Origin of the sequence: Mesorhizobium sp. CO1-1-11, assembly GCF_020164995.1 — a bacterium.
GTDB classification, from domain to species: domain Bacteria; phylum Pseudomonadota; class Alphaproteobacteria; order Rhizobiales; family Rhizobiaceae; genus Mesorhizobium; species Mesorhizobium australicum.
Genome location: NZ_JAIUHE010000019.1, coordinates 46,210 through 70,579 on the forward strand (window position 1 = coordinate 46,210; position 24,370 = coordinate 70,579).

The following is a 24,370-nucleotide window of genomic DNA, read 5'->3' on the forward strand; positions in this document are numbered from 1 at the left end:
AGGCAAAGGAGGTTTCGATGAACGCACACGCTTTTACCAGCGATGTCGCCTTCACGCCGACGGTCAAGGCGATCCAGGCGCGCAAGGGCTCGCGCCAGTCCTACGCCCGCGTCGAGGAGCGCGGCGGCTGGCAGTCGGCGATCACACCGGACCTCGCCGCATTCATCGAAATGCAGACCAGCATCTTCCTGTCGACGGCCAATGGCGACGGCCAGCCCTATATCCAGCACCGCGGCGGCCCTGCCGGCTTTCTCAAGGTGCTCGACGAGAAGACGATCGGCTTCGCGGATTTTTCCGGCAACAGGCAATTCATCACGCAGGGCAACCTGGCCGACAATCCGAGGGCCTTCCTGTTCCTGATCGACTACATGATGCGCCAGCGCATCAAGATCTGGGGTACGGCGCGCGTTGTCGAGGACGATGCCGAGTTGACGGCGAGGCTGATGCCGCCGGACTACAAGGCGCGTCCCGAGCAGATCATCCTGTTCACCGTCTCGGCATGGGATGCCAATTGCCCGCAACATATACCGCAGCGCTTCGAGGCGGCTGATGTGGCAGCCGCGCTTGGCGAGCGCGACCGGCGCATCCAAGACCTTGAACAAGAGATCGCGCGCCTCAAGGGCGTTTCAGGGGCTGTCGCCAAGCAATGACGCGGCTCAGCCGCCGGCGGCGGTCTCGGCCAGGGCGATTCCCTCAGGCGTCGGCTTCACCGGGATAAACCCGCGAGCCAGCGCCAGCAGGTACTTGGTGTATTCGGTGAACAGCACGCGCACTGCCCGTGGCTTGGTCAGCCAACTGCCATTATCCAGGTTGGAATTGACCACCGGGTAGGGTTCGAGCTTGGCGCCATGCAGCAGCCGGCCCATCTCCAAAAGGCTGCGCGGCATGTGATAATTGTTGGTCACCAGGATCACCGTGCCATAGGCATGGTTTTCCACCCATTTGGCGCTTTCCTCGGCATTGCCGATCGTGTCGAGCGCGGCGCGATCGATGTCGACGCAGCAGGAAAACAGTTTCTTGTCGCCGCCGGTCGCCGCCTGAAGCTGGCGCCGGCTGGCCGAGGGGTGCACGCCGCTGATCAAGAGCCGCTCGCCCTTGCCGGATGCGAGCAGCTCCATCGCGGCGTCGAGGCGCGACTGGCCGCCGGTCAGCACGATGATGGCGTCGGCCTTGGCCGGGTTGGCGGGCGTGGTCAGATGACTGACCTTGCTGGCGAACCAGCCAAAGCCGCCAGCGAACACTGTTGCAAGCACAAGCAGGGAGAGAGCGGAGAAGCGCAGGGCGGTCCTTAGATGGCTAACCCTGCCACGGCCGCGCCAACGGTCAACCACCACTGGCAACTGTCCAGCCGTCCCGGTCGAATCCCGCACGTCCATGGTCATATAGTTAATCCTCAAATGCGGCCTTTGATAGGTAAAAGACGCACTTTGCGTTACGCGAATTCTTTCTCCGTGATCGCCCTGTTTCCGTCCAAGCCAAGACGAGGTCCTTTCATGCATCGGGTTGGCGAACGTCGATGTCGCTGAGATAGGCAACGACGGTAACGTGCGAGGTTGCCGCCGTCAGCGCGCCAATCACCAGCACCATCAGGACGACACCTGCGTAACCCGCCGAGCCGATGGCGAAGTTACCGAACAAAGCAGTCGCCTGATCGGCCTGCGGCGTTGCTATGTTGCGTGACGACCACCAGGAAAACACGATGAAGACAAGCACCGCCGCCGCTCCGCCGGCGGCTGCGCCCTTCATGCCGGTGACCAAGAAATGCCGGCGAAATTCGCGTGCGATGAAGCGCGCCTCGGCGCCGACGAAATGCAGCACCTCGATGATGTGGCCGTTGCCGTCCATGGCGCCACGGGTCGCGAACACCACGGTCAGCACCGTCGCCGACAGCATCAAGGCCAGAACGGCAACGCCTATGGTCACCGTGGTACGGGCCATGGCCACCAGCCGGTCGACCCAGGTGCGGTGGTCGTCGAGCGATGCACTCGGCAGTTTCGGCGTGATCGCGGCGCGCATGGCGGCGAAGTCAGGCGGGCTGCTCTCGTCGATGGTGACGATGATCAGGCGCGGCACGGGCAGGTCGTCGATGTTGAGACCCGAACCCAGCCAGGGCTCCAGCAGCCTTGCGGTCGCTTCGCGGTCGATGATCCGGGTCGACTTCACGCCAGGGAATTCGCCGGCGATCCGCGAGGCCTGGGTAAGCGCCGCCTCCATGTCGAGGCCGTCGGCCGGCTTGATCTGGATCGTCGCCTCGCGCGAGATCTGGTTTTCCCAAACCGAGGCTGTGTCGCGCACCAGTGTCACCGCGCCGAAGGTCAGGCAGGACAGGAAAGTCATGATGGCGATGACCAGCACCAGCGCGCGGCCGGCAATGTTCTGCGCCGGCACGATCGGCGCCATCTTGCGTTGTGCGCGCGGCCTCGCCTCCACCGCCTCGGCATCCTGCTCCTCGAAATGGTCGGCCGATAGCTCGGTCTCAGTCATAGATATCAAGCCTTCCGCCGGCCAGGATCATGCGGCGCGCGTCAACCTGCTCCATCAGGCCAAGGTCATGCGTGGCGATCACAACGGCGGTGCCAAGCCGGTTGAGCTCGATGAACAGCCGCAGCAGCCGCCGCGCCAGCGGCGGATCGACATTGCCGGTCGGCTCGTCGGCGAGCAGGATCTCCGGCTGCTCGATCAGGGCGCGCGCGATCGCGGCGCGCTGCTTCTCGCCTCCGGACAGGACCGGCGGCAGCACATGCATGCGCTCGCCGAGCCCCACCCATTTCAACAACTCGGTGACATCGGTGCGGTAGCTCGCTTCCTCGCGCCCGCGCACGCGCAGCGGCAGCGCGACATTCTCATAGGTGGTCATGTGGTCGAGCAGGCGAAAGTCCTGGAACACCACGCCGATGCGGCGGCGCAGATGCGGCAGTTCGGTGCGCGAGATGCGCGAGCGGTCCTTGCCGAAGATGGTGATCAGTCCACGCGTCGGTTTCAGCGACATGAACAAAAGGCGCAGCAATGTCGTCTTGCCGGCACCCGAAGGCCCGCTCAGGAACTGGAAGGAGCGCTCCGGTATGTGCAGGGAGATGTCGCGGAGGATTTCCGGACCCATGCCATAGCGGAGGCCGACATTTTCGAAGCGAATCAATTTCGACGACCTGAATTTCCTGGCCGCGGCGAACCGGCCTGTTTTGTGAAAGACCATCGGCCGGCATGGTTAACCGGCGGTTAATTCCTGGCTCGTTTAGGCACTTCAAGAGGGCTCCGGTGGGGAAGCGTTAACCATTTGTGTTTACGCAAAAGAAACGAAAAGCGAACACGCGCAATACTGGGGCCATGATGGCTGACGAACGAACCGCGCGCCCGGTTTCCGGCGAAATCATGACAGATCCCGCGGCAATTGCCGCAGCGGACCGGATCTTGCGCGCCCCGGCGGCTGATATCATCGATGCGGATTATATGGTGTTGCCGCGGCCGGCCCCACCAGTCGGAAATGTGACGCCGCTGCCGCGTGCGATTGTCCCCCCGGCCATCGAAGGCATGGACATGCTGCGCAAGCCGGAAATGCCAGCGGAACGGCCGCCGGCCTCGCGCGGCGGTCCGATCTTCTGGATCGCCGGCATCGGCGCCGCCCTTGCCGCCTTCTGGGTCTCGGGCGGCCATGCGCTGGTGCGCCAGGCACCGTTCCTGCCCGGCGCGCAAGCGTCGGCGCTGACCATTTCAGGCGTGACGTCACACATCGATGCCTCCGGCGCCAATCCGGTGCTGTTCGTCGACGGCGAGGCCGCCAATGACGGGACGAGGCCCGCGACAATGCCGCCACTCGAAATCCGGGTGACGGGCAATGACGGCCGCACAACCCGCTATACGCTGGGGACATCTGGCCATTCGCTGGCATCGGGCGAAAGATTCGGCTTTGCCAGCCGGCTCGACGTGCCTAAGAACGGGGTAAGGACCGTTTTGGTCACCTTCGCCGAATAGCGTGTGTCGATATTCAGGTGAAGCCGGCCTGCAAACGGTGGTTCCCTGCGCTTCCGGTGCTCACGTACGCTCCGCTCCGGTTCTCGGAAACCACTGCTTTCGGCTCGGTCTGACCTGACTCTCAACACACGCTCGGTGTGAAGGCGTTTCGGAAAAAAACTGGAGGGCGAGAAATGCCAAACGTGCGCGGCAAGGACATCGAAGTGCTGTTTTCGGCATCGGCGATCGCGCGGCGCAATCTCGAACTCGCCAAGGAGATTGCCGGGCACGACTATCACGATCTCCTGGTGATTTCGGTGCTGAAAGGCTCGTTCATCTTCGCCGCCGACCTGATCCGCGCCATGCATGATGTCGGCCTGTCGCCGGAAGTCGAGTTCATCTTCATCTCCAGTTATGGCGCCGGCACAACCAGTGGCGAGGTGAGGGTGCTGCGCGACATCGACAACGAGGTTGCAGGCCGTGACGTGCTGTTGATCGACGACATTCTGGAATCGGGCAAGACGCTGAGCTTCACGCGCGACCTGATGCTGTCGCGTGGCGCGAAAAGCTGTTCCATCGCCGTGCTGCTCGACAAGCGCATGCGCCGCCAGACCGCGCTCAATGCCGATTATGTCGGCTTCGACTGCCCCGATTATTTCGTCGTCGGCTATGGCATGGATGTGGCGCATGCTTTCCGTGAATTGCCGTTCGTGGGTGTGGTGAAAGGCGATGTGTAAGGCGAGTGCCTCGCACCGGTGAATCCTGAAAAAGGCCTTAACGGTGTCAGGAAAATTAGTCTGGGCAAGCGCCTGGGTTTTCAGGAAAAGTCAACGTTTCGCCACCAAATATGCCGGCCATGGCAAAGCTTTTGATCGTCGAGGACGATGAGTCCGTCCGCACCCTCGCAGCCCGCGCGCTCGAACGCGCCGGCCACGCAATCGATATCGCCGCCGATGGCGCGCAGGGGCTTTCGCTGATCCGCGCCGCAAAAGGCGGGTACGATCTCGTCGTCTCCGACATACGCATGCCCGAGATGGACGGCATCGAGATGGCGGTTGCGGCAGCCGCGCTTTTTCCCGCGATGAAGATCATGCTGATGACCGGCTATGCCGACCAGCGCGAGCGCGCCGATGAATTGAACGGCATCATCCTCGATGTCGTGCAAAAGCCCTTCACGCTCGCCGAGATTCGCTCTCGCGTCGAACGGGCGCTGATCTGCTTCGCCTGATCAGGCTGGATCCCTGGCGACAAGCGCCGGTGCCGGGCTGGCGCGGCGCTCGGTGTTGAGTGCCAGCAGGCCGGCGCCGATGATGAGCGCCGCGCCGATCACCGTCGCTGACCTGGGCACCTCGGCGAAGAACAGGAAACCCCACAGCGGCGACCACAGGATGCCGGTGTATTCGAAGGTGGCGACGCGGTTGGCCGGCGACAGCCGGTAGCCTTGCGAGAGCAGGATCATGCCGGCCGAGGCGACGAAACCGCAGGCGGCCATCTTGAGGAAATCCGGCAGCGTCGGCCAGATCCATGGTCGCACCAGGAATTCGAGGCTCGGGTGGACGGCGTGGGTTATGGCCGCAATGTGGAACGTGCCGGCGACGACGGCCGCGCCGACGAGATAGGCGCCGTTCTGGTAGAAGGCCATGACAGTGGACGATTCGGTATCGCCGATCTTGCGAGCCATCAGCTGCGAGAAGGCGTAGAGCACGGCCGAGCCCAGCGACAGCAAGGCCGCCCAGTCGAACAGCCCGGCGCCGGGGCGCAGCATCACCAGCACGCCAAGCATCCCGATCAGCACGGTCGACAGCGTCTGCCAGGAAACGCGCTCGCCGAGATAGGGGCCGGCCATCGCCATGATGCAGAGCGGCGCCATGAAATAGAGCGCCACGGCGTCGGCCAGCGGGAGGGCGGCGATGGCCAGGTAATAGACCGTGTAGGAGGTGAACTGGATGAAGGCGCGTATCGTCAGCAGGCCGAACCGTTTCGACAGGATTGCCCGCAGCCCGACATCGGCGTGAACCAGAACGATCAGGATCGGCAAGGCTACGATCGAGCGGATCGCCATCACCTCGGTCACAGGGTAGCCGCTCGACACGGCTTTGACGAGCGGATCCTGCAGCGAGAAGACCAGCACGCCCAGGCACAGGCTCAGGATGCCGCGCACCATCCTATTCTGCATCCGTTCAGGCTCCCGCGCATCCGATCCGGCGACGCTCACCAGATCAAAAAGAACCCGCCACCGTTTTCGGGTAGCGGGCACGAGTGAGGACTCTTGATTGGTCCGCAGCCGATTTCGCGACTGCATATCCAATGGGTGAGGCGATTATCGTTCGGCGTTTGACATGTTGCAAACGAATTGGAATGATGCCAGCGATCAAATCTACTTATGATGGATGCCATGCGGCCAACCCTCGACAGTGATCTCCTGCGTACCTTTGTCGCCATAGCCGAGGCCGGCAATTTCACGAGGGCCGCCGAGCAGGCCGGCCGCACGCAATCGGCCGTGTCGATGCAGATGAAGAAGCTCGAAGAGCTGGTCGGCGACAGCCTGTTCGAGCGAGGTTCACGCGGCGTCGCGCTGACGCGGCGTGGCGGCGAACTCATCGTCAATGCCCGCCGTATCGTTTCGCTGCTCGATGAAACGGCGGCGTCGATGGCGGCGGCGCCGCTCGGTGGGCCGGTTCGCATCGGCATTCCGGAGGAATATGGCCACGCCATCCTGTCGCGCGCGCTCGGCGCATTTTCGAAGCGTCACACCAAGGTCGAGGTCACCGTACGCTACGCGCATTCGGAGGCGCAGATCGCGGCGCTCGCCGCCGGCGAGCTGGATTTATGCGTGGTGTTCGAATGGCAGGATCCTTCCGGCGGCGAAGTGCTGATGCATGATCCGACGGTCTGGGTGACGTCGAACCTGCATCACATGCATGAGGAGCGCCCGGTGCCGATCGCGCTCTACAACCGCGCCGGCTGGTGTAAGGACTTCGCCATCAAATCGCTGGAGCAGCGCGGCCTTGCCTACCGCGTCGCCTATACAAGCGATACCAATGGCGGCCTGAAGCTTGCCGTCACCTCAGGGTTGGCGATCGCGCCGATCTCACGCAGCAACATTCCGGCGGACTGCCGAGAGCTGACGTCCGCGGACGGGTTCGGCGACATCGATTCCTCCAATGTGGTGATGCATCGCAACCCGAATGCGTCAGGCGAAGCAATCGACGGCATGCAGGAGGCAATCCGCGAGGCGTTCGTCAACAGGTAGACGGCTCCATGGAAATGAAGCTGGTCCCTCTCGCCGCTTCCTACTTCAGCTCCAGCAGCCGTTCCAGATAGCTGCGCTCGATGTCGGGGCTGAGCGCATTGCCGAGCCGCTTGCGAATCGCTTCCAGGATCTGGCGCGCGCGCTGAACGTCGATCTCGTCGGGCACTTTCACCGAATCGCCAAAATCGGGACCCTGGCTGGCGCGCGGCCGGCCGAGCGGGTCACGGTCGGCATCCTGCTGGCGGCCGCCTTCCTGGCTGCCGCCCTGGTCGCCCTGCATGGCCTGCATCTGTTTCATCATGTCCTTGGCGCCCTTGCGCAGCGCCTCAAGCGCCCGGCCCTGGTGGCCGACGGCCTCGTCGCCCTGGCCCTCGCCAAGCGCCTGCTCGGCGCTGCCCATGGACTTGCCGGCCTCGCCAAATCCTTCATTGGGCTCCATGCCCATGCCCTCGAGGCCTTTCTTCAGCTGCTCCAGATCGCTCTTCAGCTGGCCCTGGCCCTCCTGCAGCTGCTTCAGCGCATCGGCGAATTCCTGCGGCGTCATAGGCTTTGGCTCGCCATTCTCGCCGGGCTTGCCGTTTTCGCCAGATTGACCTTGCTCATCGTTCTGGCCAAGCTGCTCGTCGCGGTTGCGGCCGCGCTGGCGCTCGCCGCGCTGCATCTGATCCATGCGGAAGGTGTCGTTCATCATCTCCTGCTGCCGCCGCAGGATCTCGCCAAGCTTGTCCATCTGCTGACGCATCTGGCTGTCCTGCTCGCCCCCCTGCTGCTGGCGGCCGGCCTGGAGGTTGTTCATCATGTCCTGCAACTGAGACAGCAATTGCTGGGCCTTGTCGCGATCGCCGGACTTCGCCAGATTTTCGATCTGGTCCATCATGCGGTCGATGTCGCTCTGGCGCAGCTCCTGGCCGTTCTGCTGCATCTGCGGCGCGTTCGGGTTCTGCTTGGCGCGTTCGGCGAACTCCTGCAGGAACTGGTTCATCGCCTCGCGCAGTTCCTTCATCGCCTTCTCGATCTCGGCATCGCTGGCGCCATTCTTGATGGCGTCCTGCAGTGCCTGCTGGGCCTGGCGCAGCCGCTTTTCGGCCGCCGAGAGGTTGCCCTCCTCGATACCAAGCGCGATCTCCCAGAGGTAGGCAACCTCGCTGCGCGATTGATCGTCGTTCACCGCCAGCTTCAGCCGGCTCATTGCGCTCATGATGGCGAGGTAGTGGGACATGGTATCGAACGTGTCTTCAGGCCGCAGCGTGATGGCCTCCATCAGGTCGAGCACGCGCGGCTTGGCATTGGCGTCGAGCGCAAGCAGGCGGCGCTGTTCGATCACCGCGCGTGCCAGCGGGTTGGTGAACGGCCGCTCGGGCATCGCGAGCGTCTTGGTTTCGCTTGAGGCGGTGTGGCCGGCGTCGTCGGTGGCGACCAGCGTCAGCTTGATGCTGCTGCCGGCCCAGACATGCTCGGTCAGGTCTTTCGTGGTCTTGGCGGCATTCAACTTGCCGCCGCGGCGCGGCAGTGTCAGCGGCATTTCGGGCGGACCATAGAGCGGATGCGCACCCGGCAGCTGCGGGTCGGCCAGCGCGAAGACCGCCTTGGCGGTGGCGGCGCCGTAATCGTCATCGATCTGATAGTTGAGCTCGAAGGCGCCGTTGGCGGCGCGCTTGGGCTCGCCGACGAAGCGGATCTGCGGCGGCTTGTCCGGGATGACGGCGAAAGCCCAGCGGCCAAGCTGATCCTCCCCCGATTTCAGCGTCAGCGTCCCGTCGCCGGTCAGCTTGCTGGCGAACTGGCGCACCTTCGAAGGCGAGGCGGACGACACCGCCGGGCTTGCTGCCGGCTTGGCGGCGGCTTGCGGGCTTGCGGGGTCGATGGCGCGCGCATTGCCGTCCTTGTCGGCATAGGCAAGCGTTTCCTCGCCCGAGCCTCCGGTAACGCGCAGGGAGACGTCGCTTCCCTCGGGGACATGAAAAGTCGGGGTCGCCTGGTTGGCGTCGGCAGTCAGGAAGATCGGCGGCTTGCCGGTATAGGCCGGCGGCGTCACCCATGCGTCGATGCGCGGCGGTACGGCGTCGAGCGTGCCATGTGCGCTGAACCCATCTGTCAGCCGGCCGCCGGTCGGCCCGAAGGAGAAGGCAAAGGCAGTGACCAGCAGGAGCGCCGCCACGGCGCGCAATCCCCACGGGTCGCGCTCCGGCACGCGCGTGCGCGGCAGATCGGCGCCGAGATTGTCGAGCTTTCCAGCCATTCGCTTCTGGTGCTCGCGCCAGAGCGCCTGCGAGAAACTGCTTTCCTGGCCGCTGGGCCGGTCGCTCTGCACCTGCACCGGGCTGTGCAGCAGTCTGTTGGCGGCTTCGATGCGGCGATCGATCTCGGCCGCGCCAGGTATGCGGAAAAAGCGCAGCGGATAAAGCGCCGCCAGACCTGCCAGGCAAAACATGGCGATAAGGCCGATGCGCACCACGTCCGGCAGCCGGGGAAAAATACCGAACCAGGAGACGCTGAGAAACAGGCCGACGACGACAATGAGCGGAAGCAGCAGCGGCCAGCCACGCTCGATCGCCATCGAGACCCGCGTCGCCAGCCGGCTCAAGGCCAGGCGTCCGGCCAGGCCGCGATTGCTGCTGAAGGTGGGTCGTTCGGTCATCGGCCCTTCCTGGAGCCCTGTTCCGTCCTGAAGGACCGCAATGGGCTCTATCTCTTTGGGCATGATCTGTTCCGAAACTTGGATTCTATTTTTCGGGATCATGCGGCGAGGCGGACGGGATAGCCCAAGCCTCACGACTCGAAGAATACCAGTAAACACGGCAAAGGCGAGGCAGTTTGAGAAAACGTGAAGCCTGCCGAAATGGTTGCAATCAGAAATTGGCGGGGTTTGCGTTGGCCCCACAGACCAGCACGGCGACCCGTTCGCCCGGTGTCGGCGCGTAGCGGCCGGACAGGATCGCGGCAAAGGCGGCGGCACCACCCGGCTCCGAGATGATGCGCACGCGGTTCCAGAGCGCCTTCTGGGCGGCGATGATGTCGTCGTCGCTGACCAGGATGGAGCGTTCGACGAAGGCTTCGGCGATCGGGAACATCATCTCGCCGACCCGCTTGGGCGCCAGCGAATCGGCGGCGATGCCTTCCGCCGACGCGTCCACCGGATGGCCGGCCTCGAAGGCGCGATGAAGCGTCGGCGCACCCTCGGGCTCTACGGCGACGATGCGGATGCGGCCGGCATACCAGGCGGCGATGCCGCCGATCAGGCCGCCACCACCGACGGCGACCAGCAGCGTGTCGATCTCAGGCAGATCGCTTTCGATTTCGAGCCCGAGAGTGCCTTGGCCGACCAGCGTCTCCTCCTGGTTGAAGGCGTGGATCTGCAAGGCGCCGGTTTCCTCGGCGAACCGTTCGCTGGCGGCCAGCGCTTCGGCATAGCGGGCGCCGCCGACAACGAGGTCGGCGCCATAGGCCCGGATGCGGTCCAGCTTGGCCTGCGGGCTCACTTCGGGAACGAAGATGGTTGCTCTGTGGCCAAGCCGCATGGCGGCGTAGGCGACGGCAGCGCCATGATTGCCGCCCGATGCGGCGACGACGCCGGCCTCGGGAACCGGCCGCTCCAGGAGGTTGGTGAAGGCGCCGCGGGCTTTGAACGAGCCGGAATGCTGCAGGCATTCGAGCTTGAGGTCGATCGCCAATGGCCCCCGATCGAAGTCGGCCATGTCGACGCGCAGAACCGGTGTGTGCCTGATATAGGGGCGGATGCGCGGTTCCATCGCGGCGATGCGTCCGCGTGTGACGACGTTGCCCTGCGACATCAAAATCTCCTTGGGATTGACAGCAATTAGTAACTTGGCAAAATGGCTAAATGCAAGAGGTTGATGTCTTCAAGGCGATCGCCAACGAGCGCAGACTGCAGATTCTCGACTGGCTCAAGAATCCACGTGCGCATTTCCGGGCACAGGCGGATGGCGATCTGGTCGAGGACGGCGTCTGCGCGCTGCTGATCGCCGAGAAGCTCGGCATCACTCAGGCGACGCTTTCCGAGCATATGCGCGTGCTCGTCCAGGCCGGCCTGCTCAGAACCAAGCGCATCAGGCAATGGACCTTCTACCGCCGCGACGAGGACAGGATCGCCGACGCAAGGGCACTCATCCAGAACCGGTTATAGCGCAGAACCGGTTATAGCGTCGCGGCAGGGCGGCTTACGCAAGCCAGTCCGGCACCGAATCCAGCCCGATCAGCTCGTCATAGGTCGGGCGCGGACGCACGACATGGAAACGGTCGCCGTCGACCAGCACCTCCGGCACCAGCAGGCGAGTGTTGTAGGTGCCGGCCTGGACCGCGCCATAGGCGCCGGCGGTGGAAACGGCGACGAGATCGCCCGCCATCAGCCGGGGCAGGTCGCGGTCGAGGCCGAGATAATCGCCGGTCTCGCAGACTTGGCCGACCACGTCGACCATCATGCGCGGCGCGTCGGCCGGCGGCTGCACGACCGGCCTGATCTCGTGGAAGGCATCGTAGAGCGTCGGCCGGATCAGGTCATTCATGGCAGCGTCGACAACGAGGAAATTCTTGGCGTCGCCTTCCTTCACGAAAATCACTTCCGAGACCAGGATGCCGGCATTGCCAACGATCAGCCGGCCCGGCTCGAACATCACCTTGAGACCCAATTTGGTGACATGCTTGCGGACGATCTGGGCATAGGCGTCGGGCAAGGGGGGCGGGTTGTTGTCGACGCGGTAGGGAATGCCGAGACCGCCGCCGAGATCGACATGCTCGATGGCGTGGCCGTCGCCGCGCAGCGCTCCGACCAGGTCGACCAGCAGGGCGAAGGCGTCGTCGAAGGGCTGCAACTCGGTGATCTGGCTGCCGATATGGGTATCGATGCCGGTGACCTTAATGCCCGGAAGCGTTGCCGCGCGGGCATAGACCTGGCGCGCCCGCTGCCAGGGAATGCCGAACTTGTTTTCAGCCTTGCCGGTTGAGATTTTCTTGTGGGTCTTGGCGTCGACATCGGGATTGATGCGCAGCGAGATAGGCGCCACCTTGCCGAGCGCCACGGCACGTGCCGACAACAGCTCGAGTTCCGGCTCGGATTCGACGTTGAAGCAGAGAATGCCGGCTTGGAGCGCAAAGTCCATTTCGCGGGCGGTCTTGCCGACGCCCGAGAACAGGATCTTGCCGGCCGGGACTCCTGCGGCGAGAGCCCGGCGCAATTCGCCTTCCGAGACGACGTCGGCGCCGGCGCCGAGCTTGGCCAAGGTCCGCAGCACCGCCTGGTTGGAATTGGCCTTCATGGCGTAGCAGACCAGCGTATCGAGCCCGGCAAAGGCCTGGACGAAGACACGGTAGTGCCTAGTCAGGGTCGCCGTCGAATAGCAATAGAACGGCGTGCCGACCTGTGCGGCGATATCAGGGATCGCCACGTCCTCGGCATGCAGCACGCCATCGCGGTAGTCGAAATGGTTCACGAGTGTGGTTCCGGAAGTTGAGGCACGATGCGATCGGGTTTGGACAAGACCAATCCCGCCTTCATCGGCGCTAGATCAGCGGGTCGAGAATGAACTTCTTGTCCACGACCGGTTTTTCCGGTTCCGGCGGCACGGGCTGGTGGGCCTTCTCGGCATCCTTGCGTGCTTGGACAGCCGCCTCATAGGGCGTGTCCAGGCCCGCCTTGCGGCCGCAGGCGGTCACGGAGGCAAGCGCCGCAAGCAGCGTCAGCGTCACCAAAATCCTGCTTCCGGTCATCGATCCATCCGTCCGAAACTCTCTGTCCGCCGCTGCTTTTAGCCGAGTTCTCGGTGCATTGCACCCCGGATATTGCTGATCGCGATATCCGGCATTACGCCTTGGCGAGACGCTTTTTCCAATAGCGGATCTGCTTTCTCACTTCCGACGGTGCGGTGCCGCCGAAGCTGGTGCGGCTCTTGACCGAGTTCTGCACCGCCAGCACCGAGAATATGTCGGAAGTGATGCCTGGGTTGATCGACTGCAGATCCTCCAGCGAAAGCTTTTCCAGGCTGACCTTCCTGTGTTCGGCCAGCGCCACCGCGCGGCCGGTGACATGATGCGCCTCGCGGAACGGCAGGCCCAAGGTACGCACCAGCCAGTCGGCGAGGTCGGTGGCGGTGGCGTGGCCGGAGCCGGCGGCCTTCTTCATCGCGGCGGCATTGACCGTCATGTCCGCAACCATGCCGGTCATCGCGGCCAGCATCAGGTCGAGCGTCTCGGCCGCGTCGAACACCGATTCCTTGTCTTCCTGCATGTCCTTGCCGTAGGTCAAAGGCATGCCCTTCATCACCGTCAGCAGGCCGACCAGATGGCCGTTGACGCGGCCTGTCTTGCCGCGAACCAGTTCGGCCGCGTCGGGGTTCTTCTTCTGCGGCATGATCGAGGAGCCGGTGGAAAAGCTATCCGACAGCCTGATGAAGCCGAATTGCGGCGTCGACCAGATGATGATCTCCTCGGCCAGCCGCGACAGGTGAGTGGCGCAGATCGCCGCCATGGCAAGGAATTCCAGCGCGAAATCGCGGTCTGAGACGCTGTCCAGCGAATTGCGCATCGGCTCGCGAAAGCCGAGCGCGCTCGCGGTCTGGTGACGGTCGATCGGGAAGCTGGTGCCGGCAAGGGCAGCGGCACCGAGCGGGCTCTCATCCATGCGCTCGATGGCGTCGCGCACGCGCGACAGGTCGCGCGAAAACATCTCGACATAGGCCATGCAATGATGGCCGAAAGTGACCGGCTGCGCCGCCTGCATGTGGGTGAAACCCGGCATGACGGTCGCCGCATGTTCCTCGGCTCGCGCCAGGAGGGCCATGATCAAGCCTTTCAACGCCTCGGTGACACGAAAGCATTCGTCCTTGACCCAGAGCCTCAGATCGACGGCCACCTGGTCGTTGCGCGAACGGGCGGTGTGCAGCCGGCCGGCCGCCGGACCGATGAGATCGGCAAGGCGGGCCTCTATGTTCATGTGGATGTCTTCCAGCCGCGTCGAAAACTCGAAGCTGCCGCCCTCGATCTCTTTCAGGATCGTGTTCAGACCGTGAGCGATTTTTTCTTGATCGGCCGCCGAAATAATGCCCGTTTGCGCCAGCATCTCGCTATGAGCGATCGAGCCTCTTATGTCCTGCGCGTAGAGTTTGCGGTCGAACGAGATCGACGCGTTGATCGCTTCCATGATCGCGGCCGGACCCGAGGCAAATCGTCCGCCCCACATCTGGTTGCTGGTCTTCTTGTCGCTCATGGCTATAACCCGTGCTTCGGAGCAGTTTGAGAATATGGCAGACGGAAACACATTTTTCCCGGCCCGGCGCCTGATCCTCGCCGCCCTGGTGGCGGGAGCGCTGGCCGGCGCGGTCGCGGTATATGTCAGCGAGAGCCGGTCTGGCAACAACGCCGCGCCCCAAGCAGCCGCCGGCGACAGCAAGGACGATGTCGCCTGCGCCGCCAAGAGCGATCGCGCCAAGAAGGTCGCGGCCGCGGCCACCGGCGAGGTCGCGGCACTTTTGCCGGCCGATCCGCCGCAGTCGATGAGGAGCCTCGCCTTCCACGGTCCCGACGGCAAGCCGATGACGATCGCCGATCATGCCGGCAAGACCGTGCTGCTCAATCTCTGGGCCACATGGTGCGCGCCCTGCCGTGCCGAAATGCCGGCGCTCGATGCGCTGCAAAAGGAGAAAGGCAGCGACGCCTTTCAGGTCGTCGCCGTCAACGTCGATGCCGGCGACGACGTGAAACCGAAGAAGTTTCTCGCCGATACCGGTGTGCACACGCTCGGCTACTACCGCGATTCGACGATGACACTGTTCAACGACCTCAAGACGCGCGGTCTGGCGCTCGGCCTGCCCGTCACCATGCTGATCGACGGCGAAGGCTGCCTGATCGCCCACATGAACGGTCCAGCCGAATGGGCGGGCCCCGATGCAAAGCGGCTGGTCGAGACGGCGCTCGGGTCGTGAGCCAGAGCACCTCCAGGATAGTGTGTAACGGTTCTCCGTCCGGAATTGCGTAAAAACAAAGAGCTCTAGGCCGAGCGTACGCTCGGCTTGAGCAATACGAGGCTGCCATCCTGGCGGTCGGCGCCTCGCGCCCGAACACGCTTGCCGTGGCCGGTCAGGTCTCCGAACGCCTCGATCGGCGCCGGCTTGCCGAGATAATAGCCCTGGCCGATCTCGCAGGCCTCGGCGTCGAGGAACTTCAACTCGCCGAGCGTCTCGACGCCCTCCGCCAGCACCGGCAGACCCAGGCCGCGCCCCAGCCCGAGCACGGCGCGCACGATCGCCGCAACCTGGCCGTTGGTGTCGACGGACTTGATGAAGGAACCGTCGATCTTGATCTTGTCGAAAGGGAAGGCTCGAAGGTTGGAGAGGGAGGAATAGCCGGTTCCGAAATCATCCATGGCCACGCGCACGCCAAGCGCCTTGACCTGTCGCAAACTCGCCAGCGCGCGCGGCATGTCCTTCACCAGCGCCGTCTCGGTGATTTCGAGTTCCAGCCTGGCTGCCGCGAGACCGGACTTGAGCAAGGTCTCGTGCACCTTTCGGCTGAAGTTCGGATTGTGCAACTGCACCGCGGAGACGTTGACGGCCACCGTCAGTGGATTTTCCCAACGGGCGGCCTCCCGGCACGCTGCGGTCAGCACCCAATCTCCGATCTGGCCTATGGCGCCGCTGTCCTCCGCCAGCGGAATGAATATGGACGGGGGAACATCGCCGCGTTCGGGATGCCGCCAACGGATCAAGGCTTCGAAGCCGACCATTTTGCCGCTGCTGATCTCTTTCTGCGGCTGGTAGACGAGATAGAATTCGTCGCGCGCTACTGCCTGGCGCAGTTCGTGCTCCATGACGCGCTTGTCGCGAGCCTCGGCGCCCATCGACGCCTCGAAATAGCGATAGGTGTCCCTGCCTTCGGTCTTGGCGCGATAGAGCGCGGTATCCGCATGGCTGATGAGGCTGGCCTGGTCTTCCGCGTCCAGCGGATAGAGCGCGATGCCGATGCTCCCCGATACCAGCCCGCCACCCGCCGAGAGCCGGTTCTCCTCGCGCATCGCGGCGAGCACCGCGTCGGCTATCCGGCTCGCCGCCTGCGGGTCGGGCAGGTTGGGGGCGATGATGGCGAATTCGTCGCCGCCCAGGCGCGCCAGCATCTGTCCGTGGCGAAGAACGCCGGAGACGCAGTTCGCCACCTTCTGAAGCATCGCGTCGCCTGCGCCATGCCCATAAAGATCGTTCACCTCCTTGAACCGGTCGAGGTCGAGCAGCAGAAGCGCAAGATGTCCGCCCCTCGCGCCCTTGCCGGCTTTTGCGTCTCGGCTCGTGGCGGCGATTTCGGTATCAAGCCGGCTGGAAAAGCTACGGCGGTTGGCGAGCCCCGTCAGCGGATCGAAATGAGCGAGGCGAAGGATTTCCTGTTCCGCCTTCTTGCGTTCGCGAATGTCGCGGACGGCGACGACATTGTGAGGCTTACCGCAATAGTCGATGCTTCTGGCGATCAGTTCGACGGGAATTCTCATCCCGTCGCGATTGCTCAGTTCCGCCTCCCACGGCTGTCCCTGGAAGTTGATCAGGTCGGATGCGGTGCGCTCATCGAAGAGGTCGCCAAGTTCCCTTCCGTTCAGTGTCGTGGCGACCATGCCGGTCAGCCTGGCCATGCTGTCGTTGACACTGACGATGCGATTGCCATCGCAGACGATCAGGCCTTCCACCGCAGCGTTGGCTAAGCCGTGCATGCGGTCGACCTCAAGCTTTTGGCGGCGGAAGCGAAGGTCGATCCACAGCGCGGTGGCCGAAAGCACCAGGATCACCAGAGTGGCCGCAGCGGCGGCGAAGGCCTGCGAGGTCGGTGCGACGGTGTGTTGGGATATGGCGATCGAGGAATCCGGGAAGATCGAGACGGCAGCCATGGCGATGAAGTGCAGGCCGCAGATCGCCAGCGTCAGCAAGACCGCACCGGCAAGCGTCGCAGGCAGCGACGAGCCGCGCAGGACGACGCGCAAAGCCAGCGCCGCGAGCGTCACGCCGGCCAGCAAGGAGACGGCGACGAGGAGCAGGTTCCATTCGATCCGGCCCTCGACCTCGAATGCCGCCATGCCGATGTAGTGCATGGCGGCAATACCGCCGCCCAGAACGCCGCCGCCGACCAGATGGTAATCAAGCTCGTCGCGCAAGGTGGCGACCCACATGCCGGCCGCCGTAACCGCCACCGCGCCAGCGAGCGAGAGTACTGAAAGTCCGGGATCATAGGCGTTGGGGATTCCCGGCGTGAAGGCAAGCATGGCGATGAAGTGCGTCGCCCAGATGCCGAAACCGGTCGAGGTGGAGGCGATCGTCAGCCAGGCAAGCCGATTTCGATCCGTCGAGCGACCTATGTGATGAAGAAGATTGACGGCTGAAAAACAGGAAATTCCACAAATCAGCGCTGCCAATGCAACCAGCCTCAGATCGTGCTGGTTCACGATGCAGTTATAGACCGTCAGCATCTTATTCCCCCTGGCCCGCAGGAAATAAAGAAAGAAATATGACTGATTAATGCTTGGCTGTTGAAGGATCGATAAAGCCGCCTGCAACCATAGCGTGCTTTTGCGGCGCAAGCTGACCGCAAGAGCACAGGCCAGGTCAGCCGCATCGATTGAAGACGACGGTTATTTCAGGCGGACGGTCACTGTCAGGGCGTCATGGTCCGAGCTTGGGCTGCCATCCGGCAACACCGCCGGAAGAACCGCCGGCGCGCTGGCCGCGAGGCCCCGCGTGAAGAACCAGTCGATTCGGCCAACCGGCGTGCCGGCGGGCCGGCGCTGGGTGGGCAGGTCCAAATTGTTGGCGGCCTGCCAATCATAGCCGCGCTCGGCAAGGGCCGCGAACAGCGGCTCGTGACGCTCGGCATGGATCAGCCGGTCCGGTTCGGCCATGACCCGAGCCATCCACGCCCGTGGGTCGTCATGGCGCTCCTCGTGGCTTGCCGTCAGCGTGTTGAAATCGCCGCCGAGCAGTACCGGCGCTTGCGCATCATAGTTGTCGATTGCATCGAGGAGTTTGCGTGTCTGAGCGGCCCTGCCAGCCGGATCGGTTCGGTTTTCAAGGTGCACCGAGACGACCGTCATCCTGCGGTCGCCGATGCGCACCTGGCCGCCGATCGCCATGCGTCCGCCGATGCGCGGTTGGCCGCGCTCCGGCCGAAACCAGCCGCCGGCGGCGTCCAGGCGCACCAGGAAGGGTCGCAGCAGCGGCATGCCACTGGTCACGGCATTGCCGTGAAAGCCTTCCGCGTTGGAGGCTTCACCGGTTGCCATGCGCTCGGCCTCGTTGCCGCCAGCGAGTTCGACGAACTCGACACCATAGGCGAAGGCATGGCCGAGCCGGTCGGCAAGCACGCTGAGCGGATGGCCGTTGCCGGAGCGTGCCATGCCCTTGTCCACCTCGGACAACAGCACGATTTCGGGGGCCAGCCCGGCAAGCGTTCGTGCAATGGCATCGACATGACGGAGCCGCTCGACGTTCCAGGCCACCACCTTCAAGGCCTCGCCGACGTTCGCGCGCGACGCCTTGCCGCCGATTTCGATCTGGCCAAGAGCCGGAATGGCGGCTGCATGCCGCAAATGCGTGGCGCTGTCGCGGGGGCCTTCGCGCATCGCCTGCCTGTCGGTGATGGGCACGTGCGCCAGCTGCTTCACCAGCATTTCATCATCCCTTTTAGCCGGATAACAATGACGGCCTTTACGTCCTTGGAAGTCGCCCTAGCTACCTAAGGCGCCGGTGTGACGTTTTCATGCCGCTGTAGCCGCCGGAGGAGAGAAAAGACCAGCTGTGCACAGGCCCGGGAGGCCACAACAGAACTGTCACATACCTTCTCTAAGAGAGCGGGCAAGGACTTGCGCAAGACCCTTGTCAACAGTCATTCAAGAGGGAAGAAATCATGACGATCATCAAGCGGGGCTTTGCTGCCCTTGCCGCTGGCGTGCTCAGCTCCGCGCTGGCGATGCCTGCCTTCGCGGAACCGACAAAATTCGATTTCTGGTTTGGTCTTTCGGGCGATCTCGCCCGGGTCGTGGACACGCTGTGCAAGAATTTCAACGCCTCGCAGAAGGACTATGAAGTCGTCTGCACCAGCCAGGGCAATTACGACGCCACCTTGCAGAACACCATTGCCGCCTTCCGCGCCGGCAAGCAGCCCACCGTCGTTCAGGTCTATGACGTCGGCACCGCCACCATGATGCTGTCGGGTGCCTACAAGCCGGCCGACAAGCTCATGGAAGAAAACGGCTACAAGATCGACTACGCCGATTATTTCCCCGGCATCGCCCGCTATTACGCCACCTCGAAAGGCGAGATGCTGTCCTTCCCGTTCAACTCGTCTACGGCGTTGATGTACTGGAACAAGGACGCCTTCGCCAAGATCGGCAAGACCGAAGCGCCGAAGACCTGGGAAGACGTCGGCGCCGACCTCAAGGCAATGAAGGACGCCGGCTATGAATGCCCGATGGCGATCAACATCTCGGCCAATGAAAGCTGGCAGCTGATGGAGCAGTTCTCCGCCATTCACAACCAGCCGATCGCTACCAAGAACAATGGCTATGACGGCCTCGACGCCCGCCTCGAAGTCAACAAGACCAAGTTCGTGCAGTACGTCACCGACCTCAAGAAGTGGTATGATGCCGGCCTGATCAAGATCAAGTCGAAGGATCTCGGCCAGGATATGGTCCAGGCCTTTGCCACCGGCACCTGCCAGGTCATCCTGACCTCGGTCGGCGATCACGGCACGGTTGGCCGTACGCAGAAGGAAGGCATGAACTGGGACGTCGCCGAACTGCCCGTCTATGCCGGCACGGAGCGCAAGAACTCGCTCGTCGGCGGCGCATCGCTGTGGGTTCTCTCGGGCAAGTCGGATGCTGAATACAAGGGCGCGGCCGCGTTCCTCAACTTCATCCATGATCCGAAGACCGCCCTGTTCTGGTCGACCAACACCGGTTACATCCCGGTGACCAAGTCGGGCTTCGACTACATGAAGGGCCAGGGCTTTTACGACAAGGCGCCTTACAAGGGCCGCGAAGCCGCGATCGCCAGCCTGACCGCCTCCGAGCCGACCGAAATCACCCGCGGCATCCGCCTGGGCAATTTCACCCAGATCCGCGCCGAGTTCGGCACCCAGATGCAGGCGATCTTCGCCAACAAGCTCACCGTGCAGGAAGGTCTCGACACGCTGGTCAAGAACGGCGACGCCATCCTCGACCGCTTCCAGCAGACATATCCAGGCAAGACCCTGCCCTGATCCAGGGATTTCCCAGACCGCCCGCCGACCCATTTGAGCATGATCCCGAAGACCGGTTTCCAGTTTTCGGGATCATGCCTGGGTCGACGGGCGGGCATTTCGTTATTAATCTCTCGCTTGCTTTAAGCTGACCACCCTGCGGCAACGGCGGACCGATGGAAAAACGCGTCACTTTCGGCAGTTGGACAATCGGCATTCTTTTCGCGGTGCCGCAGCTCCTGCTGATCTTCACCTTCTTCTACTGGCCTGCCGGCCAGGCCGTATACTGGTCGCTGACGCTGCAGCAGCCCTGGGGCGGCGGCAACATCTGGGTCGGTCTCGACAATTTCCGCTCGATCCTGGCCAACGCCGATTACTGGAACTCGATCACCGCCAGCCTTGTCTTTGCCGGCATCAGCACCGGGCTTGCGATGTTCGTCGCGCTCGTGCTCGCCGCGCTCACCGACCGCCAGCTAGCCGGCTCATGGCTGTATCGCGTGGTGCTGATCTGGCCCTATGGCATCGCCGCGCCCGCCCTGGCGCTGGCATTCCGCTTCATCCTGGCGCCGGAAGCCGGCTTCATGGCCGTCGTCAACCAGGTCTGGCCCGGCTTCTGGGATCCCGGCCTGGACGGCGCCGACGCCATGGCTTCGATCATCATCGCCTTTTCCTGGAAGTATGTCGGCTACAACTTCATCTTCTTCCTCGCCGCGTTCCAGGCGATCCCGCGTTCCCTGATCGAAGCCGCCGCGATGGACGGCTCTGGTGTCATGAGGCGCTTCTGGGACATCCAGTTTCCGCTGATCACCCCGACCATCTTCTTCCTGCTTGTCATCAACATCACGGAAAGCTTCCAGGATTCCTTCGGCATCGTCGACATCATGACGTCCGGTGGGCCGGCGAATGCCACCAATCTGATGGTCTACAAGATCTACTCCGACGGCTTCAAAGGCCTCGATTACTCCGGTGCCGCCGCGCAGAGCATCATCCTGATGCTGCTCATCATCGTGCTGACCATTTTCCAGTTCCGCTTCATCGAGCGGCGCGTCCATTACAGGTGAGACTGATATGGTCGAGCGCACCCCGTTCCTCAATTTTTTCACGCACCTGATCTTGTTCGTCGGCTTCGTTTTCTGCGTGGCGCCGTTCGCCATCGTGGCGATCGCGGCCTCGCATAATCTCAGGGATGTCAACGACGTGCCGATGTCGCTGCTGCCGGGTAGCGATTTCTGGATCAACATCAAGACCGCCTGGGTGACGGCCGACCTTGGTCCCAAGCTGCTGAACAGCTTCATCGTTGCGACCGGCGTTGCCGCAGGCAAAGTGATCGTCTCGGCGCTGACCGCCTTCGCGATCGTCTATTTCCGATTTCCCGGACGCACGCTGATCTTCTGGCTGATCTTCATCACTCTGATGCTGCCGCTTGAAGTGCGCATCGTGCCGACCTACGCGGTGGTCGCCAACGTGCTCGAGCCGTATCAGGCTATCCTGGACGTGACCGGCCTGAGCTGGCTGATCGAAACGGTTTCGGGCGTGCAGGTCCACCTCAGCGTTGGGCTGCTCAACTCCTATCCCGGCCTAATTCTGCCGCTGGTCGCCACGGCGACCGGGACGTTCCTTTATCGCCAATTCTTCCTGACCGTGCCAGACGAATTGACGGAGGCCGCACGCATGGATGGCGCCGGGCCACTGCGCTTCTTCATCGATATCCTGTTGCCGCTGTCGCGCAACAACATGGCGGCGCTCGGGACCATCATGTTCCTGTGGGCATGGAACCAGTATCTATGGCCGCTGCTCATCACCACCGACCAGTCGCATGCGATGGCGGTGACCGAGCTCAAGCAGCTCATCCCCAACGTCGGCGGCACTCCGGAGTGGCATATCGCCATGGCCGGCACTCTCATCATTATGCTGCCGCCGATGATCGTCGTGGTGCTGATGCAGCGCTGGTTCGTGCGCGGCCTGATCGCCACCGAGAAGTAACAAGGAGACAAAAAATGGCCTCCATCGCAATACGCGGCGTCAAGAAGAACTATGCCAAGACGCAGGTCGTGCACGGCGTGGATCTCGACTTTGCCTCGGGCGAATTCGTCGTCATTCTCGGGCCGTCCGGCTGCGGCAAGTCCACGCTGCTCAGGATGATCGCGGGGCTGGAAGAAATTTCCGACGGCACGATCGCCATAGACGGCACGGTGGTCAACAAACTCGAGCCACGCGAGCGCGGCTGCGCCATGGTGTTCCAGAATTACGCGCTTTATCCGCATATGAGCGTGGCCCAGAACATCGGCTATTCGCTGAAAGTCGCCGGTGTTCCCTCGGCCGAGCGCAACCAGCGCATCCAGGCGGTGGCCCGCACACTGGAACTCGAGCAACTGCTCGACCGCAAGCCGATGGCGCTTTCGGGTGGCCAGAGGCAACGCGTCGCCATGGGCCGCGCCATGATCCGCGAGCCGAAGGTGTTCCTGTTCGACGAGCCTCTGTCCAATCTCGACGCCAAGCTGCGCGTGCAGATGCGTTCGGAGATCCGCAAGCTGCATCGCCGGCTGAATGCCACCTCCGTCTTCGTCACCCACGACCAGGTAGAGGCCATGACATTGGCCGACCGGCTGGTGGTGATGAATGGGGGACGGGTCGAACAGGTCGGCACGCCAGGTGAAATCTACACCCGCCCGGCCAGCCGCTTCGTCGCCACCTTCGTCGGCGCGCCGGCCATGAACATCCTCGAAGGCACCGCCGAACTCGACGGATTGTCGCTGCTCGGCGGCAGCCGGCGCCTGGCGATGGCTCGCGCCGGCCTGCCGGTCGGCACGAAAGTGGCGATGGGCATCCGGCCGGAGGCGGTGCGGCTGGTGGCGCCGGGAACGCCGGGCGCGCTCGATGCGACTGTCGACCTAGTCGAGGAATTGGGCGCGGGGCGGGTGATCTATGTCGACCTCGACGGCGCGCCGTTTTCGGTGATGACCTCGGAGCCCGTTCACCCCGAGCCCGGCAGCACCGTCGGCCTGAAGATCTCGCCTGACGACATGCACTTCTTCTCGTCGGAGACAGGCACCCGTCTCGATGTCTTCAAGGCTTCGGTGCCAGAGCCAGCGCTTTGATTTCCAGCACGCGCGCCGCCAAAGAGACGTACATGAAAATCATCCAGGTCACCGACGTGCATCTCGGTCGGCAAGGTGAGCGCCGCTATGGGGCCGACCTGCACCAGCGGCTGGACCAGTGCATCGCGCACATCAATGCGCATCACGCCGACGCCGCGCTTTGCGTCTTCACCGGCGACCTGACGGAGACCGGTGCGCCGCGGAGCTATGCCGATCTGCGCGCTGCCCTGACCACGCTGTCGGTGCCGTACAGGCTGCTGCCGGGCAACCATGACCGGCGGGCAAATCTCATCGCCGCGTTTCCCGACGTTCCGGTCGACGAAAACGGCTTCGTGCAGTCGGTCCACGATACCGGCAACGAAGTGCTGTTGTTTCTCGACTGCCTGGCGGAAGGGCGCATCGAGGGCGAACTGTGCGAGAGGCGGCTTGCCTGGCTCGAAGCCCGGCTGGAACGGTCGGGCGGCCGGCCCGCTTACGTGTTCCTGCATCATCCGCCGGTCGCGCTCGGCCTGCCTCAACTCGATCCGCTGGCGCTTCAACAGCCCGAGCGGTTGCTCGACTTGTTGCGGGGCCATGGCAACGTCCGCCATATCTTCTTCGGCCATGTCCATCGCGACATTGCCGGCACCGTTGCCGGCATTCCGTTCTCGGCGCAGCGCGGCTTGCATGCCCGCTTCGAGCTCGCCCTCGAGCGATCGAGCGAGATCGTCGAACAAGCGCCGCCGTCCTACGCCGTCATCCTCATCGACAGCGCCAACGCGTGCGTGGTGGTGCACGGTTGCGATTTTATCGAGCAATGGCCGATATATTCAGCCGAAACCGGCGAACGCATCACGGCGTGAGCTTGCCACTT

General features: G+C 63.5%; 23 protein-coding genes. 12 read left to right on the top strand and 11 right to left on the bottom strand.

All coding sequences use genetic code 11. The features are described 5' to 3' along the window. Nucleotides 1-17 precede the first annotated feature (17 nt). Nucleotides 18-650 carry a pyridoxamine 5'-phosphate oxidase family protein gene (locus LB554_RS21795; protein ID WP_140712857.1) on the top strand — a complete coding sequence of 211 codons (633 nt, stop codon included), beginning with the start codon at nucleotides 18-20 and terminating at the stop codon, nucleotides 648-650. A gap of 6 nt (nucleotides 651-656) precedes the next feature. Here LB554_RS21795 and LB554_RS21800 read toward each other — a convergent pair whose 3' ends face one another. The 3 genes from LB554_RS21800 to ftsE form a co-directional block, all read right to left on the bottom strand. Beyond that, nucleotides 657-1,382, bottom strand: coding sequence for a YdcF family protein (locus LB554_RS21800; RefSeq protein ID WP_140616823.1), 726 nt, complete (start codon nucleotides 1,380-1,382; stop codon nucleotides 657-659). A gap of 109 nt (nucleotides 1,383-1,491) precedes the next feature. Then, the gene (locus LB554_RS21805; RefSeq protein WP_224586909.1) at nucleotides 1,492-2,484 is read right to left on the bottom strand and encodes a cell division protein FtsX; all 993 of its coding nucleotides are present in this window, start codon (nucleotides 2,482-2,484) and stop codon (nucleotides 1,492-1,494) included. After that, nucleotides 2,477-3,136, bottom strand: a complete 660-nt coding sequence (gene ftsE / locus LB554_RS21810; RefSeq protein ID WP_010911739.1) for a cell division ATP-binding protein FtsE — start codon at nucleotides 3,134-3,136, stop codon at nucleotides 2,477-2,479. The genes LB554_RS21805 and ftsE overlap by 8 nt, the downstream gene beginning before the upstream one ends. A 188-nt stretch (nucleotides 3,137-3,324) precedes the next feature. Here ftsE and LB554_RS21815 point away from each other — a divergent pair, with 188 nt between their 5' ends. From LB554_RS21815 to LB554_RS21825, 3 genes are all read left to right on the top strand, one after another. Next, nucleotides 3,325-3,969 carry a hypothetical protein gene (locus tag LB554_RS21815; protein WP_224586911.1) on the top strand — a complete coding sequence of 215 codons (645 nt, stop codon included), beginning with the start codon at nucleotides 3,325-3,327 and terminating at the stop codon, nucleotides 3,967-3,969. 173 nt (nucleotides 3,970-4,142) lie between these two features. Then, the gene (hpt, locus tag LB554_RS21820) at nucleotides 4,143-4,685 is read left to right on the top strand and encodes a hypoxanthine phosphoribosyltransferase (protein ID WP_015315535.1); all 543 of its coding nucleotides are present in this window, start codon (nucleotides 4,143-4,145) and stop codon (nucleotides 4,683-4,685) included. Between the two features lie 119 nt (nucleotides 4,686-4,804). Next, complete coding sequence (locus tag LB554_RS21825; protein WP_015315536.1) at nucleotides 4,805-5,176, top strand: response regulator; 372 nt, start codon at nucleotides 4,805-4,807, stop codon at nucleotides 5,174-5,176. Here the strand turns inward: LB554_RS21825 and LB554_RS21830 are convergent, their stop codons facing one another. Beyond that, nucleotides 5,177-6,124, bottom strand: a complete 948-nt coding sequence (locus LB554_RS21830; RefSeq protein WP_224586913.1) for a DMT family transporter — start codon at nucleotides 6,122-6,124, stop codon at nucleotides 5,177-5,179. It lies immediately after the preceding gene. Between the two features lie 219 nt (nucleotides 6,125-6,343). Between LB554_RS21830 and LB554_RS21835 the strand changes: the two genes are divergently transcribed. Then, entirely contained in the window at nucleotides 6,344-7,201 is an 858-nt protein-coding gene (locus tag LB554_RS21835; protein ID WP_015315538.1) for a LysR family transcriptional regulator, read from the top strand. 40 nt (nucleotides 7,202-7,241) lie between these two features. Here LB554_RS21835 and LB554_RS21840 read toward each other — a convergent pair whose 3' ends face one another. Together LB554_RS21840 and LB554_RS21845 are read right to left on the bottom strand one after the other, a co-directional pair. Beyond that, on the bottom strand, nucleotides 7,242-9,839 hold the full coding sequence (locus tag LB554_RS21840; RefSeq protein ID WP_224586915.1) for a TIGR02302 family protein: 2,598 nt from the start codon (nucleotides 9,837-9,839) through the stop codon (nucleotides 7,242-7,244). A 211-nt stretch (nucleotides 9,840-10,050) separates the two neighbouring features. Further along, nucleotides 10,051-10,992, bottom strand: a complete 942-nt coding sequence (locus tag LB554_RS21845; protein WP_224586916.1) for a threonine/serine dehydratase — start codon at nucleotides 10,990-10,992, stop codon at nucleotides 10,051-10,053. A 50-nt stretch (nucleotides 10,993-11,042) separates the two neighbouring features. Here LB554_RS21845 and LB554_RS21850 point away from each other — a divergent pair, with 50 nt between their 5' ends. Further along, a complete protein-coding gene (locus LB554_RS21850; protein WP_015315541.1) occupies nucleotides 11,043-11,345 on the top strand; it encodes an ArsR/SmtB family transcription factor in 303 nt (100 codons plus the stop codon). A 34-nt stretch (nucleotides 11,346-11,379) separates the two neighbouring features. Here the strand turns inward: LB554_RS21850 and lysA are convergent, their stop codons facing one another. From lysA to argH, 3 genes are all read right to left on the bottom strand, one after another. After that, on the bottom strand, nucleotides 11,380-12,648 hold the full coding sequence (gene lysA, locus LB554_RS21855; protein ID WP_140662834.1) for a diaminopimelate decarboxylase: 1,269 nt from the start codon (nucleotides 12,646-12,648) through the stop codon (nucleotides 11,380-11,382). Nucleotides 12,649-12,718: 70 nt separating this feature from the next. Beyond that, nucleotides 12,719-12,925, bottom strand: coding sequence for a lipoprotein (locus LB554_RS21860; protein ID WP_015315543.1), 207 nt, complete (start codon nucleotides 12,923-12,925; stop codon nucleotides 12,719-12,721). A gap of 94 nt (nucleotides 12,926-13,019) precedes the next feature. After that, nucleotides 13,020-14,420, bottom strand: a complete 1,401-nt coding sequence (gene argH, locus LB554_RS21865; RefSeq protein WP_224586918.1) for an argininosuccinate lyase — start codon at nucleotides 14,418-14,420, stop codon at nucleotides 13,020-13,022. A gap of 34 nt (nucleotides 14,421-14,454) precedes the next feature. On the opposite strand from argH, the gene tlpA reads away from it, so the two are divergent. Beyond that, complete coding sequence (gene tlpA, locus LB554_RS21870; RefSeq protein WP_224586919.1) at nucleotides 14,455-15,135, top strand: thiol:disulfide interchange protein TlpA; 681 nt, start codon at nucleotides 14,455-14,457, stop codon at nucleotides 15,133-15,135. Between the two features lie 65 nt (nucleotides 15,136-15,200). On the opposite strand, the gene LB554_RS21875 is transcribed toward tlpA, so the two are convergent. After that, nucleotides 15,201-17,654, bottom strand: a complete 2,454-nt coding sequence (locus LB554_RS21875; RefSeq protein ID WP_224586921.1) for an EAL domain-containing protein — start codon at nucleotides 17,652-17,654, stop codon at nucleotides 15,201-15,203. Between the two features lie 162 nt (nucleotides 17,655-17,816). Further along, nucleotides 17,817-18,851 carry an endonuclease/exonuclease/phosphatase family protein gene (locus LB554_RS21880; RefSeq protein ID WP_224586923.1) on the bottom strand — a complete coding sequence of 345 codons (1,035 nt, stop codon included), beginning with the start codon at nucleotides 18,849-18,851 and terminating at the stop codon, nucleotides 17,817-17,819. 236 nt (nucleotides 18,852-19,087) lie between these two features. Between LB554_RS21880 and LB554_RS21885 the strand changes: the two genes are divergently transcribed. The 5 genes from LB554_RS21885 (at nucleotide 19,088) to LB554_RS21905 (ending at nucleotide 24,359) form a co-directional block, all read left to right on the top strand. Next, on the top strand, nucleotides 19,088-20,440 hold the full coding sequence (locus LB554_RS21885; protein ID WP_224586925.1) for an extracellular solute-binding protein: 1,353 nt from the start codon (nucleotides 19,088-19,090) through the stop codon (nucleotides 20,438-20,440). A gap of 155 nt (nucleotides 20,441-20,595) precedes the next feature. Then, on the top strand, nucleotides 20,596-21,480 hold the full coding sequence (locus LB554_RS21890; RefSeq protein WP_015315549.1) for a carbohydrate ABC transporter permease: 885 nt from the start codon (nucleotides 20,596-20,598) through the stop codon (nucleotides 21,478-21,480). Between the two features lie 7 nt (nucleotides 21,481-21,487). After that, nucleotides 21,488-22,402: an ABC transporter permease subunit gene (locus LB554_RS21895; protein WP_015315550.1), complete on the top strand. Its 915-nt coding sequence runs from the start codon at nucleotides 21,488-21,490 to the stop codon at nucleotides 22,400-22,402. 14 nt (nucleotides 22,403-22,416) lie between these two features. Continuing rightward, nucleotides 22,417-23,517: a sn-glycerol-3-phosphate import ATP-binding protein UgpC gene (locus LB554_RS21900; RefSeq protein WP_015315551.1), complete on the top strand. Its 1,101-nt coding sequence runs from the start codon at nucleotides 22,417-22,419 to the stop codon at nucleotides 23,515-23,517. A 32-nt stretch (nucleotides 23,518-23,549) separates the two neighbouring features. Beyond that, entirely contained in the window at nucleotides 23,550-24,359 is an 810-nt protein-coding gene (locus tag LB554_RS21905) for a phosphodiesterase (RefSeq protein ID WP_015315552.1), read from the top strand. The last annotated feature ends 11 nt before the right edge of the window (nucleotides 24,360-24,370 follow it).

What these genes read in the sequence shown, in the direction of transcription:
- LB554_RS21860 (WP_015315543.1), bottom strand. Translation starts at nt 12,925, where the DNA reads ATGACCGGAAGCAGGATTTTGGTGACGCTGACGCTGCTTGCGGCGCTT.
- LB554_RS21835 (WP_015315538.1), top strand. Translation starts at nt 6,344, where the DNA reads ATGCGGCCAACCCTCGACAGTGATCTCCTGCGTACCTTTGTCGCCATA.
- LB554_RS21885 (WP_224586925.1), top strand. Translation starts at nt 19,088, where the DNA reads ATGACGATCATCAAGCGGGGCTTTGCTGCCCTTGCCGCTGGCGTGCTC.
- LB554_RS21875 (WP_224586921.1), bottom strand. Translation starts at nt 17,654, where the DNA reads ATGCTGACGGTCTATAACTGCATCGTGAACCAGCACGATCTGAGGCTG.
- LB554_RS21850 (WP_015315541.1), top strand. Translation starts at nt 11,043, where the DNA reads ATGCAAGAGGTTGATGTCTTCAAGGCGATCGCCAACGAGCGCAGACTG.
- LB554_RS21845 (WP_224586916.1), bottom strand. Translation starts at nt 10,992, where the DNA reads ATGTCGCAGGGCAACGTCGTCACACGCGGACGCATCGCCGCGATGGAA.
- LB554_RS21840 (WP_224586915.1), bottom strand. Translation starts at nt 9,839, where the DNA reads ATGACCGAACGACCCACCTTCAGCAGCAATCGCGGCCTGGCCGGACGC.
- LB554_RS21890 (WP_015315549.1), top strand. Translation starts at nt 20,596, where the DNA reads ATGGAAAAACGCGTCACTTTCGGCAGTTGGACAATCGGCATTCTTTTC.
- LB554_RS21830 (WP_224586913.1), bottom strand. Translation starts at nt 6,124, where the DNA reads ATGCAGAATAGGATGGTGCGCGGCATCCTGAGCCTGTGCCTGGGCGTG.
- LB554_RS21905 (WP_015315552.1), top strand. Translation starts at nt 23,550, where the DNA reads ATGAAAATCATCCAGGTCACCGACGTGCATCTCGGTCGGCAAGGTGAG.
- LB554_RS21900 (WP_015315551.1), top strand. Translation starts at nt 22,417, where the DNA reads ATGGCCTCCATCGCAATACGCGGCGTCAAGAAGAACTATGCCAAGACG.
- LB554_RS21795 (WP_140712857.1), top strand. Translation starts at nt 18, where the DNA reads ATGAACGCACACGCTTTTACCAGCGATGTCGCCTTCACGCCGACGGTC.
- tlpA (WP_224586919.1), top strand. Translation starts at nt 14,455, where the DNA reads ATGGCAGACGGAAACACATTTTTCCCGGCCCGGCGCCTGATCCTCGCC.
- LB554_RS21895 (WP_015315550.1), top strand. Translation starts at nt 21,488, where the DNA reads ATGGTCGAGCGCACCCCGTTCCTCAATTTTTTCACGCACCTGATCTTG.
- argH (WP_224586918.1), bottom strand. Translation starts at nt 14,420, where the DNA reads ATGAGCGACAAGAAGACCAGCAACCAGATGTGGGGCGGACGATTTGCC.
- LB554_RS21825 (WP_015315536.1), top strand. Translation starts at nt 4,805, where the DNA reads ATGGCAAAGCTTTTGATCGTCGAGGACGATGAGTCCGTCCGCACCCTC.
- hpt (WP_015315535.1), top strand. Translation starts at nt 4,143, where the DNA reads ATGCCAAACGTGCGCGGCAAGGACATCGAAGTGCTGTTTTCGGCATCG.
- LB554_RS21800 (WP_140616823.1), bottom strand. Translation starts at nt 1,382, where the DNA reads ATGACCATGGACGTGCGGGATTCGACCGGGACGGCTGGACAGTTGCCA.
- LB554_RS21880 (WP_224586923.1), bottom strand. Translation starts at nt 18,851, where the DNA reads ATGCTGGTGAAGCAGCTGGCGCACGTGCCCATCACCGACAGGCAGGCG.
- LB554_RS21815 (WP_224586911.1), top strand. Translation starts at nt 3,325, where the DNA reads ATGATGGCTGACGAACGAACCGCGCGCCCGGTTTCCGGCGAAATCATG.
- LB554_RS21805 (WP_224586909.1), bottom strand. Translation starts at nt 2,484, where the DNA reads ATGACTGAGACCGAGCTATCGGCCGACCATTTCGAGGAGCAGGATGCC.